We start from the raw sequence: 14,597 nt of genomic DNA on the forward strand, positions 1-14,597 counted from the left end.
AGGTTAAGGCTATAATAGCGTCGCTTGGGGTTAGCCTGTATATTCTCATGGCTTCTAGTAGCTCCTTGGGTTCTGCATGATCTCTCAAGACCGTTATGTCGAATTCGTGGAGCATCTCAGTGTATCTCCCTAGCATGTCTATTGCGAAGTCCCTTCTCTTGAGAACCCCGAAGAGCTCTCTTACTGGATTCTTAATCGATACTAGCAGAACCTCTCCCTCCTCTAAATCCAGAGGTTCGAGTGGTTTGAGAACTCAGTTCTCGTACCTCACTCTAATAACCTCAGACATATCCTAGCCCTAAGCACATGCTTAGGATGTTGAAGCGATAAGCGGTTCCTGTAGGCTAGGGCATTAGTGTCGACGCAGTATCACTGGGCCTCGGACTCCAACATGAATTCATCTAGAAGCTCCTTTGGCGCATTACCACGTTTCTCATAGAACTTTTCGATGATTTTCTTCCTATCCTCAAGGTTCTCTATCCTAACTAAGACTTCCTCCCCCTCTTTAAACTGGATAGGAGCCAGGTAGCGAGGCAGTCGACAGTATATACAGCAGGGCCTACCGGGGAGTGGCGGTAATAGCCGCTTCCCACTGGAACGTGACAGAGGCGGTAGTGGTCTTTGATGAGTATGAGAGGAGAGGGAGCCTCAGCGCTAAGCGCTTGTTGAGAGCCCTCCTACGCGGGTCCCGCATCCTCGCAGGGCTCCTAAGGTTGAAGCTAGTACAAATACCTCTCACCAGGATCCACGAGACTACCGAGCTCGTGCTGAAGCACCACATATACAGTGCAGATGCCCTACAGATAGCCTCAGCACACTACGCGAACTGCAAGTATCTAGTATCTATTACAACCGACAAGAGACTCGCCAAAGCAGTGGCTGCTGAGAACCTATAGACCCTCACCGTAGGGGAGTGAGACATAGGAGACGGAGGTCCTAGACCCAATTACAGACAGCGCCTATATGTCCTCCGGGGGGGGCTCCTAGGCGAGCTCAAACGAGCATCAAGGTACAATTAATAATATTGAAATATTATTAGTAGGATTAAATAGGATTATCATGTGTGAGTGCATGAATTTATGAATTTGGACAAGCCATACTGGTTACATGGGCAGGCGAGGCTATGACTTCTGACTGCTCATGAAGCTTTGGATGAGAGTGTTGGATCCCCGGGTTTTATGCGACTATCTAAGGTCTCTCTTCTCGCTCCTCCCAGTCCTGCGGTGGCCGTAGTAGACGAGTCTGACCGGATCAACGGTTATTAAGCCCTCCTCGACTAGATCCTCTACCTCGGGTAGCACCTCCTCGATCTTCTCGGCCTCGTCTACAGCCTCTATAACGATAGGGAGATCCTCGCTCAGCCGAAGCACGCTCGCCGTGTGTATGAGGCTATGGCTCCCGTAACCAGCTATCCCTCTGTAAACGGTCGCGCCTCGCACGCCGCGGTCCCTCAGCAGGGTGAGTATATGCAGGTAGAGAGGTCTCCCCTTGAGCCTGTCACTCTCGCCAATGTAGATGCGGAGCCTCATCCACCTAGGCATGTCATCCATAGACAAGGCCTGCCACCACGTATCCCACATATGCTGCTGTAAGACCGAATATTATGCTGACAGCGAGGTTGGCCAATGCAAGGGTAGGCGACACTTCACCTAGGAGCACCAGTGTCTCGTACATGAATGTGCTAAATGTCGTGAACGCCCCGGCGAAGCCTGTCGCTGCGAAGAGCCTCTCGTCCCTGGTGAAGGCTCCATGGAGTAGTGCTGCGCCCATTATAAAGCCAAGCAGAAAGCTACCAGCCACATTGACTGCTAGGGTGCCCCATGGGAAGAGGCTACCAGACACCCTCTCTTGGACCCACTCGCTGGTAATCCAGCGTGCTAGAGCGCCTAGACCCCCGCCCGTGAATACCAGCAATAGCCCATCAAGATCGACCCTCAAGCCGTGCACCCGCACACCCTAGCTGGTTGGAGGTCGAGTAAAAATACAGTCTGAGGGCCTCTGCCTATCGCCTTAGGGCCTAAGGGTAAGAGCGCCGTGTCCCCTCTCGACGTGGATGCTTCTCGGGTCGTCGCTGGAGCCTATAGCCCATATTATGGCCACGGTTGTTTTTGACGCGAGATTCTTGTCGTAGGAGTCTCCTGTTCGTAGGGGTCTGCTGAACTCTATAATTGTAGCTCCATCGTGCTCAGCGCCTCCACTGGCGAGTATGTTGTACTGGCCGCCGAGAATGGTATCTGGCTTGTGGGGGCCGGTCTCGCCGAGGCTATATTCGTCCTGAACTATAACGCTTCCATTGTCTGTTACGTAGCCTAGGACAATGTCCGCGTCTGCCATTGCCCGGCTTGGCTCGAAGCCTATCGCAACCCAGCCGGTGGTCCTACCCATGAGCGCCATGTAGAGTGTTTCATTCTCAATCTTCCAATAGATCTCTATGGCTCCACTACCGAACGACTCGTGCCTGGGGTACTCGCCAGGGCTGATTACACCATCCGGTCTCCAGGGTGGAGTGGCGCCTCCAGAGGTAGTTTGCGACGAGTTGCCCGAGGTCGTGGTCGTCTCTACTATGGTGTTGGATGTTGTGGTGGAAACGCCACTTTCGCTCCTTCCTGCTAGTAGTGCAAGGGTACCGGCAACCACGACGGCAAGTACTATAATGGTGGCTAGTAGCATTCTCTCCATGGCCACGACAGGCACCGGGAGTCTCCCTAGGCTTCTCGCTGATTATATTGGTGTCTCTAGATATTGTGGGGATGGCGGGGGAAACTGAGGGGTCTAGGTCTTTGCCCTGCTATACCTGGGGAGGAGCCTCATACTGGCAGGGCCCCCACTACTACGCTACTGACGCGCTGGTCGCTGCGATCTCGGCTCTAGCCTACGCTGGCCTCTCTGTGGATGCTGACCTGCAGAACCCACACTCTTAGAGATATTATTAATTATATTATTAATTATTTAATATATCGGTTCCCCCAGGCTGACTCGTAAGAATAGCAGAGTGAGGGGAGGAGTGATAGCATCCCTGTATGCTTGCCTTTAAGGAGAGCTAACGTGCATAAAATGAGGGTTGCAATAGCTATGGGCGTTCTAGAACTCGCGAGGAAAAGGAAGAGTATTAGGAAGTACTCTACTACGCCTATACCCTTAGAAGATATCCTCTACGCTATAGAGACGGCTCTACAAGCACCTTCCGGCGCCAACCGACAGCCATGGCGCTTCATCATCATAGACGACCCCGATATAAAGATGGAGATCAGGCGAATTGCTGAATTATGGGAGAGGAAGCTACACGAAAGTAAGTCTATACCGGAATGGTTCCAGAAGTGGCTGAGAGACCACGGTATAACTTGGCGGAAGGAATTCCTTACCACTGCTCCGTACTTGATTGTAGTATTAGCCGATAAGAGAGCGCCCTATTCCAGGGAGAGCGTTTGGCTCGCCGTCGGTTACCTACTCCTGGCGCTTGAGGAGAAGGGCTTGGCATCGTTAACGTATACACCGACTAATCCGAGGGCTATTGCGTCGATTCTAGGGGTGCCAGGGCATTACACTATCGAGACAATAATCCCCGTTGGCCTGCCCGGTGAATATAAAGTGAAAGAGCCTCGGATGAGCCTAGATGAGGCTGTGTATTTTAATCGGTGGGGTTCTCGCCGCGGCTGACTGCTCCTCTATAATATCGTTTCTCGGAAGGATTAACGTTGTCCCATGCATAAGATTATGGGCGGTATCGGATAGTAAACCTGCTGTATCTAATAATATTATATCCCCCTTAGGATATAAAAATGGGAGTTCGTCGATGGCTGCGGTGTCTCGGAGTGTCTAGGGCGGACAACGGTTATGGGGTTAAGAGGGTTAGGGTCTACGTCTTGCTTGCGTCCGGCTTTAGCGAGGTCGCCAAGTTCTCCCTTTTAATCCTAATATCATATATTATTAAATTAATAGATAGTCTTCTACTACATAGCCGTAAGATTGCGTCGCTGGGATGGTTAACGGATTTCGGTAATCCCATACTAGCCTTTATCGCTCTTGTAACAGCGTTATACGCAGTTATAGTTGCCTACGACGCGGCACAATACTTTAGCGAATACGATCGCCATACCTATGGCGTAGCCCTGACTATAGTGAAGATCGTTATCGGGGGGCTAGGCCTAGCCTTACTAGCCTTCATATTGATGATTGTCTCCCCCCTCATGGGGTTAGCGGCGCTCTTCTCGTTTGCTTCCATGGCTCTTATAGTGATAGGGGCCTTGGGGCTGGGCTACTTTATATACCTTCTAGGGGAGATCCACGATAGAGGATACCCAGTGCCGCCGCGGAGCCTGTTTACGATAGCGGCTATCACCTGGATACCCGGATTATTCCTTAGTATATTCGGCGTAATCTCCACCTCGTTATTGTTCTACGCGTCGAGGAAGGCCGCCGTATCGCTGGGTAGCAAGATTACACGGTAAACCGTCTCCTAATCAAGAGATTATATCACCGCTACTAGTAGTGATACCTATTTAGCGCGGGGAGCACTAGCGGGCTAAGGGAGGACTAGGGCTATGGATAAAGACGAATCAAGGGGCAAAGAGTCTACGGGGCAAGCGTTTGTAGCCGATACCATGCTGGGAGAGGTAGCTAGGTGGCTGCGGATCCTCGGCTACGACACCCTATACTCAAGGAACTACACCGACTACCAGCTCTTAAACATAGCCTCAAGGACAGGTAGGACACTGTTGACCAGGGATTGGGGCCTCTACGTTAGAGCCAGGAAGCGGAAGGTGAAGGCGGTGTATATCTCGACCGATAAAATCGGGGAGAGGCTTGCGGAGCTCGTCCTGAAAGCCGGGATAAAGCTTGAACCAGACCCCTCCAGGAGCAGGTGCCCCGAGTGCAACTCGCCCCTAGTGGTCGTTAGGGACAAGGAGAAGGTGAAAGACAGGGTCCCGCCTGGCGCCCTACAACGCTATGATACATTCTACTTATGCCCCCGTTGCGGCAGGGTATACTGGGAGGGGGGCCACTGGCGCAATATAAGGCGTGTGGCGAGGGAGGCCCTAGAGCTCGCGGAGGTGGCTAGAAATGCAGGGAGACCCCGTTGACCCGGAGGAGCTCTCACACGAGCATGGAGAATTCCTAGTCCGGTTCGCCAGGCGAGTCCTCGAAGAGTACTTCAGGAAGGGTAGAGCCAGCAGGCCGAGCGAGGTGGACCCCCTACTCCTAAGGCCGGGGGCAGTCTTCGTAACGATAGAAACCTTCTACGGCGAGGACCACCGGGAGCTGAGGGGGTGCATAGGCGTTACAAGACCCGTGAAACCCCTTATAGACGCCGTCATAGAGTCGACCCTGAACTCCGCCTTCCACGACCCTAGGTTCCCGCCCATGGAGGAGTACGAGCTCGACCAGGTGACCTTCGAGGTCTCAGTCCTATCAGACTTCGAATACCTAGGCGACACGCCCGAGGAGAGGCGGAGGAACATCTTGATAGGGCGCGACGGCCTCGTCGTGGAGCGTCCTCCCTACGCCGGCCTACTGTTGCCCAGCGTGCCCGTAGATCACGTGTGGGACAAGACAACATTCCTCTCAGAGACCTGTGTAAAAGCAGGCCTATGGCCCGACTGCTGGCTGGACAAGGAGACGCGGGTCTACAGGTATCGCGCGCGTGTGTGGCGGGAGAAGTATCCCCGGGGCCTCGTCGAGTACAGGAGCTTGAGGAGGGAGTACTTTGCGAAACTAATTAATGCCGACATAGATCCAACAGAGTTCGAGGAAGCCGTCTAGACGCGATGGAAACGGTGGATCACGGTGAAGGACAAGATCAGGGAGTACATCAACGCCTGGAAGAGGATACTGGTCCTCGCTAGGAGGCCCGACGAGGAAGAGTTCATGCTGCTAACCAAGCTGAACTTCCTAGGCTTCACTCTAGTAGGGGGGATCGCCTACATCATACACCTAGTCTACGTACTACTCACCAGCTGAGGAGGACGGGTGAAGGGTTTATGGACGAGCAGGCTCGCCCTTCAAGGTTCTACGCGGTATATGTGACGGGGGGGACCGAGGAGAGGGTCGCCCTGATACTAAGGCAGAGGACTATAGCCATGGGGCTCGATATAAGGAGTATAATCGTGCCCCCAGACCTCAGAGGCACGATTGTGGTAGAAGTCGGGAGCCCGGGCGATCTATTCGACCTTGTCCGAGGATTGCGGGATGTAAAGAGGAGGAGGCCCGTCCTAATAAAGAAGGAGGAGGCCGTCAGGCTTGCCGCGCCAGTCGTCGAGGTCCCAACTGTTTCAAAGGACCAGGTCGTCGAGATAATAAGTGGGCCGTTCAGGGGTATGAAGGGTAAGGTGGTTGAGGTCTACGAGACCCGGGGAGAGGTGGACCTGGTCCTCCTGGAGTCGGACTTCAGGATGATCATAACGGTTCCATTAGAGCAGGTTAGGCCGGTGAAAGAGGAGGTCTAGAGAGGAGTCACTCTATATACACTATAGAGTCGACCGATTCTATCCCGGAGACCTTGCCCCAGCCAGACCCGAACACTATAAGCGACACTACGCCAGCCACCTCCGCGCCAACAGCCTCTACTAGCTGCTTAGCGGCGGCGAGGGTGTAACCCGATCTGACCAGGTCGTCGACTACCAGGACTCTATCCGTCCTCCTTATCTTGCCGAAGGGGATGTAGAATGCCCTGCTTATATTCGGGGGGACACTTATATGGGATTCTATCCACCTTAGGCCAGGGCTTGTCTTCCTCTTACGAGCGATTACAACGTCGACATCAAGCATCTGGCCCATACCCGAGGCCAGTATGACGCCGCTCGTCTCAGGGACCAGTATCTTATCCACGCCCTTGTCCCTCCACCTAAGATAGAATTCCACAAGCACCAGTGCCAGGAGGTCCCTATTCATCAGGGGGAGGGTTGTGTCTATCATGCCCCCCGGCGTCCTAGCCTCTTCAAGAATCAGGCGGGGCAGGTCAACGGCCTCCCTGAGCCCCTCAATCAGCTTCTTAGCCTGCAGGGGGCCTGGGAGCACATGCCCCTTGGAGTACCTCGATAGTAGAGTCGCATCGACCCCGGTCTTGGAGGCGAGGTACGAGAGCTTGTAGAACGCCCTAGCCGCTCTTAGAAGCTTGACGGCGAGGAGCCTCTCCTGGAGAGTCTCCAGCTTGTTCAAGCCCTCAACCCCATCGTGATGGCTCGGGGATAGTATTAAAATGCGGTTATCTAGCCTCCCCACGTGGTGTAAGGTGGAGCACGATGCCGGCAGAGAAGGTTGTGACTGTACAGATAGAAGGGGGTAAGGCAAGGCCAGGCCCCCCGCTGGGGCCGATGCTCTCGCAGATGGGCCTAAACGTGAAGCAGGTAGTCGACGAGATAAACGAGAAGACAAAGCAGTTCGAGGGAATGACGATACCAGTCAAGATAATAGTCGACACTAAGACGAAGAAGTATAGGATCGAGGTAGGCATACCTACGACAACAGCCCTCCTACTCAAAGCCGTGGGCGCGAAGGAGCCGCCGGGAGACCCCATGCACCAAAAGATAGGCGACCTGCCAATCGAGAAGATAATCGAGATCACGCTCCAAAAGAAGCCCCAGCTACTAGCGAAGACCCTCAAGGCCGGGGTCAAGACAATCCTCGGCTCGGCCAGGAGCATAGGCATAACAGTAGACGGTAAGGATCCGAAACAAGTGACTAGAGAGATCGAAGAGGGACTCTACGACGCTGTACTAGCGAAATACGAGGAGGAATGGGAAAAGGAGGAGGAAGAGTAGCTCACAGGCACTAACTATTAAACCCCCCACAACGGGATTCTCACTAACCGACTCCCCGGGGTAGCCTCGGGGAGGAGGGCTCCACTCGGGGGCCCGCCGAGAGGTGCATGAAGAGTGTCGGTTGATGGCAAGATCGTGGAGGCTGTGTCAAAGGCCCTAGCCCTAGGCAAGCCCAGGAGGTTTAAACAGAGCGTCGACCTCGTAATCGTGCTAAGGGACGTCGACCTGAAGAGTCCTGAGGGCAGGATAAGGGAGATAGTCTATCTGCCCAAGAAGATCCCGAAGGAGCCGAACATATGCGTCGTGGCCCAGGGGGACATGGAGGTAAAGGCGAAGGCCCTAGGACTCACAGTGTTGAACAGGGAAGACCTACAGAAGCTCAGGGGCAACAAGAAGGCGGTAAAGAAGCTGGCCAAGAAGTGCGACTGGGTACTAGTAATGGCCCCCCTCATGGGACTGGCCGGAGGGACCCTCGGCCCCGCCCTAGGCCCTAGGGGTAAGGCGCCGACCCCAGTACCCCCCAATGCCGATATAGAAGCTGTGGTCAACAGGTTCAAGACGGCAGTGTGGGTTAGGACTAAGAACCAGCCCCAGATAATGGTTAGAGTCGGTACCGAGGACATGGAGCCCGAGGACATAGCGGATAACATAAAGGCGGTGCTGTCAACCGTCGAGGGCAAACTGGGCAGGCAGAAGATCGCCAAGCTCTACGTCAAGAAGACAATGGGGCCGCCGGTCCAAGTAGTATTCTAGGGCTCGGAGGTGGTATGGGATGAGTATGGAGGCTCTACACGCGAAGAAGGAGAGAGAGATCCCGGAGTGGAAGAAGAGGGTCGTAGCGGAGCTGGAAGAGAACTTCAAGAAGTACCCTGTAGTCGGTATAGCTGACCTGACCGGGATGCCTACAAAGCAGCTACAGCTGATCAGGAAGAAATTCAGGAAAAAGATAGTGTTCAAGGTGGCCAAGAAGAACCTAATCCTACTCGCCGCTGAGAGAGCCGGGATAGACAAGGAGAAGATAGAGAAGTACATAACCGGGCCCACCATGCTCCTCTTCACAGACATGAACCCGTTCAAGATGGCCAGGCTCATAGAGCAGGAGAAGGTGCCCATACCAGCGAAGCCAGGACAGGTCACCGACAAGGAGATAGTCGTCCCCGAGGGCGACACGGGCATAACGCCAGGCCCAATGCTAAGCGTGTTCGGGAAGCTGAGGATCCCCTACGAGATCAGGAAGGGCACCGTCTACATAAAGAAGGACACGGTAGTCGCGAAGCCCGGAGACACGATAAGCACAGACCTAGCAGGGCTGCTACAACAGCTGGGCATAATGCCGTTCGAAGTAGGCCTTAAGCTAGCGGCCGTATACGATAGAGGAGTAGTGATACCCAGAGAAGAGCTTCTGGTAGACCTAGAAGAGGTCAAGAACGACGTGCTGGAAGCGGCGAAGGAGGCGCTAGGCCTGGCAGCCGAGATAGTCTACCTGCCGGTACCCGAGGCCGTGGAGGCAGCGTTACTCACAGCCGAAACCGCTGTAAGGGCGCTGGCAGGCGAGACCGGCTTCCTAACGCCAGACGTGGCAGAATACGTGGTAGGCAAGGCCTCAGCGGAGGCCCTAGCAGTCATCGCCGCCCTAGGAGACAAGGCAAAGGAACTAGGCATAGAGGAGGTCCCACAACCAGTAGCCCCACCGCCAGCCGAAGCCGCCAGCGAGGAGAAAGAGGAGAAGAAGGAGGAAGAAGAGGAGAAGGAAGAGGAGGAGAAAGAGGTCGATCTCAGCGAGGGCCTAGGAGGCCTCTTCGGCTTCTAACCCCAGGTATGATTTTTATATTCTAACCGTGGCTCCGCTTGGTGGGATAGCGTGTAAGGGGTGGACGAAGATGGCCCAGGAAGGTAAAGCATACATCCACGCGGCACTAGCCCTATACTACGCAGGCCAGGAGCTAAACGAGGACAACCTCAAAAAGGTGATAGAAGCCCTAGGACTCCAAGTCGATGAAGCCAAGGTAAAGATGCTGGTGGCAAGCCTAGGCGAAATCAACCTAGAAGAGGTGCTCAAGAGCGCGGCAGCAGCCCCGGTGGCAGCGGTAGCCGCAGCCCCAGCCGCGGCCCCAGCAGCCGAGGCGGCCGCCGAGGAGGAGGAGAAGAAGGAGGAAGAAGAGGAGAAGGAAGAGGAGGAGAAAGAGGTCGATCTCAGCGAGGGCCTAGGAGGCCTCTTCGGCTTCTAGGCACGGCCACAAACCATACATCCTTAATTCACTCATTAATTTCCCCCATCCATACAAGCCCATCCTAGGGAGAACAAGATATGGATGCCAAGGCAGACCCAAAGGAATACAACTTAGAGTTCTTCAGGGAAAACGGGTTCACGAGGAAGGAGGGGAAGAGGTGTAGGGGCGAGTATTTCTGGACTCTGAACCCAGAGTTCGAGGAGCCCCAGGATACTCCCTGCGTCGACTACTGGTTCGACAAGATCCCCGCCAGCAAGCCCCTTTCAGTAGGGGAGGCGCGCCGCGAATTCATATCCTTCTTCGAGGAGAATGGGCACACGCCCGTTAAGCCAAGGCCCGTGGTAGCCCGGTGGAGGGAAGACCTCTACCTCACAATCGCCAGCATCGTCGTATTCCAGCCCCACGTTACAAGCGGCTTGGTACCTCCACCGGCTAATCCCCTCGTGATCAGCCAACCCAGCGTAAGGCTAGAGGACATCGACAACGTTGGCGTGACAATCGGTAGGCACCTCACCAGCTTCGAGATGGCCGCACACCACGCCTTCAACTACCCAGATAAGAAAGTTTACTGGAAGGAGGAGACAGTCAGATACGCCTTCGAGTTCTTCACCAAGAGGCTAGGCATACCGGAGGACCAGATAGTATTTAAAGAGTCCTGGTGGGAGGGCGGCGGAAACGCTGGCCCCAGCTTCGAGGTCACGGTGGGGGGCCTAGAGCTGGCGACCCTTGTATTCATGAAGTACAAGGTGGTCGACGGCAGGTACGAGGAGATCCCCCTCAAGATAGTGGACACTGGATACGGTGTGGAGAGGATCGCGTGGTACACCCAGAAGGCTCCGACAGCCTTCCAGGCGATATTCGGCGACCTCGTGGGGAAGTACAGGGAGTTGCTTGGAGTAGAGGAGCCAGAGGAGAAGCTCCTATGGGGCGCCTTCAGGGCCGCCGGGAACCTTGACCCTGAGGACCCGCGTAGCCTTGAATCATACTACGCAAGGGTATCAAGGTATACTGGGATCGATGTTGACGCCGTTGTAGAGGTGTTAACCAGGGAGGCCAGGTTGTATAGTGTACTCGACCATGCTAAGACGATAGCCTTGATGCTGGGAGATGGTATAGTCCCGAGCAATACGGGCGAGGGATACCTGGCGAGGCTGGTTATAAGGAGGGCGTTACGCCAGCTACGTCTGTTGAATGCTGGGGTCCCTCTAGCCGATCTGGTCGATATGCAGATAGGCTATTGGAGGGGCGACTTCCCCCAGCTCTTGGAGAATAGGGACTATATACTCGATGCTGTTACATTGGAGGAGAAGAGGTTTAAGGAGACTATCAGGAAGGGCGAGAGTATAATAAGGAAAATACTAAAAAGTAAAAAACAATTATCTATTGACGACCTCATAAAGCTCTACGACAGCAACGGCATACCACCAGAGATAGTGGCAGAGATAGCCGCCAAGAAGGGGATAACAGTAGAGATCCCCCACAACTTCTACAGCATAGTAGCCTCAAGACACAAATCACCAGGAAAACTACGCAAAGCCACTGAAAAGACACGGCTACCCCAGGACATAATAGAGTGGGCCAGACAACTACCCCCTACACGTAAGGTATACTACGAGGACCCCTACAAGAGGGAGATCACCGCCAGGGTAGTAGCCTCTAAGAACAAATACCTGGTACTGGACCAGACGATATTCTACCCCACGGGAGGGGGCCAATACCACGACACCGGAGTAATAATCGCGGGGTCAAGAGAGATACGCGTCGTCGGCGTCGAGAAGGTGGGAGATGTAGTCGTGCACGTGTTAGGGGAGGAGCCCAAGGTCAAACCCGGCTCCACTGTTAGAGGCGTCATAGACTGGGCCAGGAGGTATAGGCTGATGAGACACCACACAAGCACCCACATCATACTAGGAGCCGCGCGCAGAGTCCTAGGAAACCACGTCTGGCAGGCCGGGGCGGAGAAAACTCCCGAGAAGGCCAGGCTAGACATAACACACCACAAGCCATTGACCAGGGAAGAGCTAAAGAAGATAGAAGCCCTCGCCAACATGGTTGTAGACGACAGGCGTCCCCTGAGATTCCTGGAACTGCCCAGAACAGAGGCAGAGGAGAGATACGGGTTCAGGATATACCAAGGCGGGGTCCCAATGACCCCCACGATAAGGCTAGTCGAGATAAAGGACTGGGACATAGAAGCTTGCGGGGGGACCCACCTGAAGAACACGGGCGAGGCGGGGGCCATCAAGATAGTCTCCGCCTCAAAGATACAGGACGGTATAGTCAGGCTGGAGTATGTCGCGGGGACTAGGGTCTACGAGGTGGCCTCGGACTACGAGGAGAGGATAAACAACATAGCAGGCCTACTAGCCGCGGAGCCCAGCCAAGTCGAGTCGCGTCTAAAGAGCCTCCTGGAATCTTACCGTGAGAAGGAGGACGTGCTCAAGAGGTACAGGGAGCTGTGGCTCAAGGAGTTGATAGAGGAGCTTAAGTCGAGGAAGATAGTGGCGAGGGAGGCCCTGGAGCCAGATAGAAAGACTATCCAAGATGTACTCAGGAAGCTAACAGACGAGGTAGACGATGGCATAGCGATCCTATACTATAGAGTTGGAGACGGTCTAGTCCAGGTAGAGGTGGCCTCTGGTAGGAAGGCCGAGGCAGACCTAGGCCGCCTGGTCAGGGAGATAGCGGGCGAGCTCGGAGGCCGGGGCGGCGGGAGCAAGACCTATGCAAGTGCTAGGATAAGCGAGGATCACCTGGATACCTTCATAGAGAGGATCGTGGAGAGCGTAAAGGAGGGATAGGGTACGCATGCCTGGAGGGTGCTACGACGCGCTCATACTGGACGTAGACGGCGTGATATGGCTGGAGGGGACCCTCATAGACGAGAACATAAAGGTGGTGCGCGAAGCCATAGACAAGGGGGTACAGGTAGTCTTCCTAACAAACAATGCAACGAGGAGTAGGAAAACATACTCTATACTACTAAGCAACGCCATCGGAAGAGACATAGGCATCGAAATGGTGGTGAACAGCGCCTACAGCGCAGCCGAATGGCTCCTAAGGGAGAAGGGACCCTCCAGGGTATACGTTGTGGGCGAGGAGGGGCTGGTAGAGGAGCTAAACAACGCCGGCCACACTATATTCGGAGTAACCGAATGGCGATACGCCGATACAGTAGTAGTGGGGCTAGACAGGCACCTGAACTACCGGAAGCTGATGGCGGCGCACAAGGCCCTGACAGAGAACAACGCATTCTTCCTAGTAACCAACAGGGACCCCGCATACCCTGTGGCGGAGGGCACTATACCGGGGGCCGGAGCCCTAGTATCGTTCCTAGAGACCTCAACCGGCAGGAAAGCCGACTACAACGCCGGGAAACCCGGCCAGTGGATACTAGACCTCGCACTAGAGAAGGCCGGGAACCCCCGCAACCCCCTCCTCGTGGGAGACAGGATAGAGATCGACATAGAGATGGCCCTAGCCAGAGGGATGGACTCACTACTGGTTCTCACGGGCGTGACCAAGACGCCGCCAAGCAAGCCCAGGGGCTTCAAGGTATCCGAGAGCCTGGGGAGGGCGGTTGATGAAGGCCTCGTATCCCTCTGCCGGGGCTAGGGCTTTAGAACCGCTCTCCCGGTGAGCTCCCCCTCCAGCGCGACCCTATAGGCCTCGTTTATATCGTCGAGGCGGAACACGCGGTAGAAGGGCTTAACGAGGCCCTCGCCTATCAGCCTTATGCTAGCCTCGTACTCTTTCTTGGAGAAGGCGGCGGTTCCATGTAGCTCCAGCTCCCTCATGACTAGCAGGGCGGGCCTCTCAATCGGCACGGGCTCCCCTGAGATGTTGCCTATGAGGACTAGCCTTCCTCGGGGCCTTAGAGCCCTCATGGACTCGTTGAAAGTATACTTGCCCACGAGCTCCATAACGACATCTACGCGGCCGTATCGCCTGTAGAAGTCTAGGCTCGTAACTACTGTAACGCCGAGCCCTTCAAGGATCCTAGCCCTTTCACTACTCCTAGTGTATGCTATCACCTCGGCGCCGATAGCTTTAAGATACTGTATCCCGTGGATCCCTACGCCACCACTGGCGCCTGTTACGAGAACCCTCTCCCCCGCCGACACCCTGGCCGCCCTGGCGGCGTGCATGAGGGTTGCGACCCCGCAGGTGGCGGCCGCATACTTCTCGAAGTCGTCGTCTGGAAGCCTGACGAGGTTCCACTCGGGGACGTATACCCTATCAGCGTACCCGCCGGGTACCTGTTCCCCGAGTATAAACACCTCTCCCACACCACATATAGCGCTGGGGTCCCTCTCCATCCTACTCCTACACTCGCTGGATGCCACGATAGCCGGGAACACGCCGACCGGCTCCCCATTGTATAGCCCGAAGACCTCGTGGCCCAACAGTAGAGGAGGGTTTAGGTTAGAGAAGCCGCCCTTCCACACCACTAGGTCTCTACCGCATACGCCTACGGCCTTGACCTCTACCTCTACCCAGTCCTCTGGTACCTGGTGCTCGAACCTGCGTATCCGGAACGGCTTCCGGAACTCCTCTAGTACAGCCCCTAGGACCTCTACCTTCCTGTAGTCATTCAACGTCGGAGCCC

At 55.0% G+C, this 14,597-nt stretch carries 21 protein-coding genes; 14 read left to right on the forward strand and 7 right to left on the reverse strand.

The window, feature by feature from the left end; genetic code table 11:
- Positions 1-208 (reverse strand): hypothetical protein (locus F7C38_00005; protein ID MCE4599935.1); only part of this gene is annotated, 208 nt, incomplete at its 3' end.
- Between the two features lie 161 nt (positions 209-369).
- Positions 370-480: a hypothetical protein gene (locus F7C38_00010; GenBank protein MCE4599936.1), complete on the reverse strand. Its 111-nt coding sequence runs from the start codon at positions 478-480 to the stop codon at positions 370-372.
- Between the two features lie 89 nt (positions 481-569).
- Between F7C38_00010 and F7C38_00015 the strand changes: the two genes are divergently transcribed.
- A complete protein-coding gene (locus F7C38_00015) occupies positions 570-896 on the forward strand; it encodes a type II toxin-antitoxin system VapC family toxin (GenBank protein MCE4599937.1) in 327 nt (108 codons plus the stop codon).
- Positions 897-1,184: 288 nt separating this feature from the next.
- On the opposite strand, the gene F7C38_00020 is transcribed toward F7C38_00015, so the two are convergent.
- The 3 genes from F7C38_00020 to F7C38_00030 form a co-directional block, all read right to left on the reverse strand.
- Entirely contained in the window at positions 1,185-1,550 is a 366-nt protein-coding gene (locus tag F7C38_00020; GenBank protein MCE4599938.1) for a DUF190 domain-containing protein, read from the reverse strand.
- Complete coding sequence (gene crcB / locus F7C38_00025) at positions 1,543-1,938, reverse strand: fluoride efflux transporter CrcB (GenBank protein ID MCE4599939.1); 396 nt, start codon at positions 1,936-1,938, stop codon at positions 1,543-1,545. The genes F7C38_00020 and crcB overlap by 8 nt, the downstream gene beginning before the upstream one ends.
- Positions 1,939-2,010: 72 nt before the next feature.
- Positions 2,011-2,694: a DOMON domain-containing protein gene (locus tag F7C38_00030; protein MCE4599940.1), complete on the reverse strand. Its 684-nt coding sequence runs from the start codon at positions 2,692-2,694 to the stop codon at positions 2,011-2,013.
- Between the two features lie 86 nt (positions 2,695-2,780).
- On the opposite strand from F7C38_00030, the gene F7C38_00035 reads away from it, so the two are divergent.
- From F7C38_00035 to F7C38_00065, 7 genes are all read left to right on the forward strand, one after another.
- Entirely contained in the window at positions 2,781-2,921 is a 141-nt protein-coding gene (locus tag F7C38_00035; protein MCE4599941.1) for a hypothetical protein, read from the forward strand.
- A gap of 133 nt (positions 2,922-3,054) precedes the next feature.
- Complete coding sequence (locus F7C38_00040) at positions 3,055-3,657, forward strand: nitroreductase family protein (GenBank protein ID MCE4599942.1); 603 nt, start codon at positions 3,055-3,057, stop codon at positions 3,655-3,657.
- A 155-nt stretch (positions 3,658-3,812) separates the two neighbouring features.
- Positions 3,813-4,448, forward strand: coding sequence for a DUF973 family protein (locus F7C38_00045; protein MCE4599943.1), 636 nt, complete (start codon positions 3,813-3,815; stop codon positions 4,446-4,448).
- A gap of 93 nt (positions 4,449-4,541) precedes the next feature.
- Positions 4,542-5,081: a Mut7-C RNAse domain-containing protein gene (locus tag F7C38_00050; GenBank protein ID MCE4599944.1), complete on the forward strand. Its 540-nt coding sequence runs from the start codon at positions 4,542-4,544 to the stop codon at positions 5,079-5,081.
- Positions 5,062-5,760 (forward strand): TIGR00296 family protein, encoded by a 699-nt coding sequence (locus F7C38_00055; GenBank protein MCE4599945.1) that lies wholly within the window; start codon positions 5,062-5,064, stop codon positions 5,758-5,760. Before F7C38_00050 ends, F7C38_00055 begins: the two co-directional genes overlap by 20 nt.
- A gap of 24 nt (positions 5,761-5,784) precedes the next feature.
- A complete protein-coding gene (locus tag F7C38_00060; protein MCE4599946.1) occupies positions 5,785-5,958 on the forward strand; it encodes a protein translocase SEC61 complex subunit gamma in 174 nt (57 codons plus the stop codon).
- Between the two features lie 20 nt (positions 5,959-5,978).
- Entirely contained in the window at positions 5,979-6,443 is a 465-nt protein-coding gene (locus F7C38_00065) for a transcription elongation factor Spt5 (protein ID MCE4599947.1), read from the forward strand.
- Positions 6,444-6,450: 7 nt separating this feature from the next.
- Here the strand turns inward: F7C38_00065 and F7C38_00070 are convergent, their stop codons facing one another.
- Positions 6,451-7,155, reverse strand: coding sequence for a hypothetical protein (locus F7C38_00070; GenBank protein MCE4599948.1), 705 nt, complete (start codon positions 7,153-7,155; stop codon positions 6,451-6,453).
- A gap of 83 nt (positions 7,156-7,238) precedes the next feature.
- Here F7C38_00070 and F7C38_00075 point away from each other — a divergent pair, with 83 nt between their 5' ends.
- The 6 genes from F7C38_00075 (at position 7,239) to F7C38_00100 (ending at position 13,603) form a co-directional block, all read left to right on the forward strand.
- The gene (locus F7C38_00075) at positions 7,239-7,757 is read left to right on the forward strand and encodes a 50S ribosomal protein L11 (protein MCE4599949.1); all 519 of its coding nucleotides are present in this window, start codon (positions 7,239-7,241) and stop codon (positions 7,755-7,757) included.
- A gap of 114 nt (positions 7,758-7,871) precedes the next feature.
- Positions 7,872-8,510, forward strand: a complete 639-nt coding sequence (locus F7C38_00080; GenBank protein MCE4599950.1) for a 50S ribosomal protein L1 — start codon at positions 7,872-7,874, stop codon at positions 8,508-8,510.
- Between the two features lie 19 nt (positions 8,511-8,529).
- On the forward strand, positions 8,530-9,567 hold the full coding sequence (locus F7C38_00085; protein ID MCE4599951.1) for a 50S ribosomal protein L10: 1,038 nt from the start codon (positions 8,530-8,532) through the stop codon (positions 9,565-9,567).
- 70 nt (positions 9,568-9,637) lie between these two features.
- Positions 9,638-9,985 (forward strand): 50S ribosomal protein P1, encoded by a 348-nt coding sequence (rpl12p, locus tag F7C38_00090; GenBank protein MCE4599952.1) that lies wholly within the window; start codon positions 9,638-9,640, stop codon positions 9,983-9,985.
- A gap of 80 nt (positions 9,986-10,065) precedes the next feature.
- A complete protein-coding gene (alaS, locus tag F7C38_00095) occupies positions 10,066-12,789 on the forward strand; it encodes an alanine--tRNA ligase (GenBank protein ID MCE4599953.1) in 2,724 nt (907 codons plus the stop codon).
- Between the two features lie 7 nt (positions 12,790-12,796).
- A complete protein-coding gene (locus F7C38_00100; protein MCE4599954.1) occupies positions 12,797-13,603 on the forward strand; it encodes an HAD-IIA family hydrolase in 807 nt (268 codons plus the stop codon).
- On the opposite strand, the gene F7C38_00105 is transcribed toward F7C38_00100, so the two are convergent.
- Entirely contained in the window at positions 13,600-14,586 is a 987-nt protein-coding gene (locus tag F7C38_00105) for a zinc-binding dehydrogenase (GenBank protein MCE4599955.1), read from the reverse strand. The genes F7C38_00100 and F7C38_00105 overlap by 4 nt on opposite strands.
- Positions 14,587-14,597: the final 11 nt, after the last annotated feature.

The sequence above is a fragment of the Candidatus Thermodiscus eudorianus genome, from assembly GCA_015521085.1.
GTDB lineage: Archaea > Thermoproteota > Thermoprotei_A > Sulfolobales > Acidilobaceae > Thermodiscus > Thermodiscus eudorianus.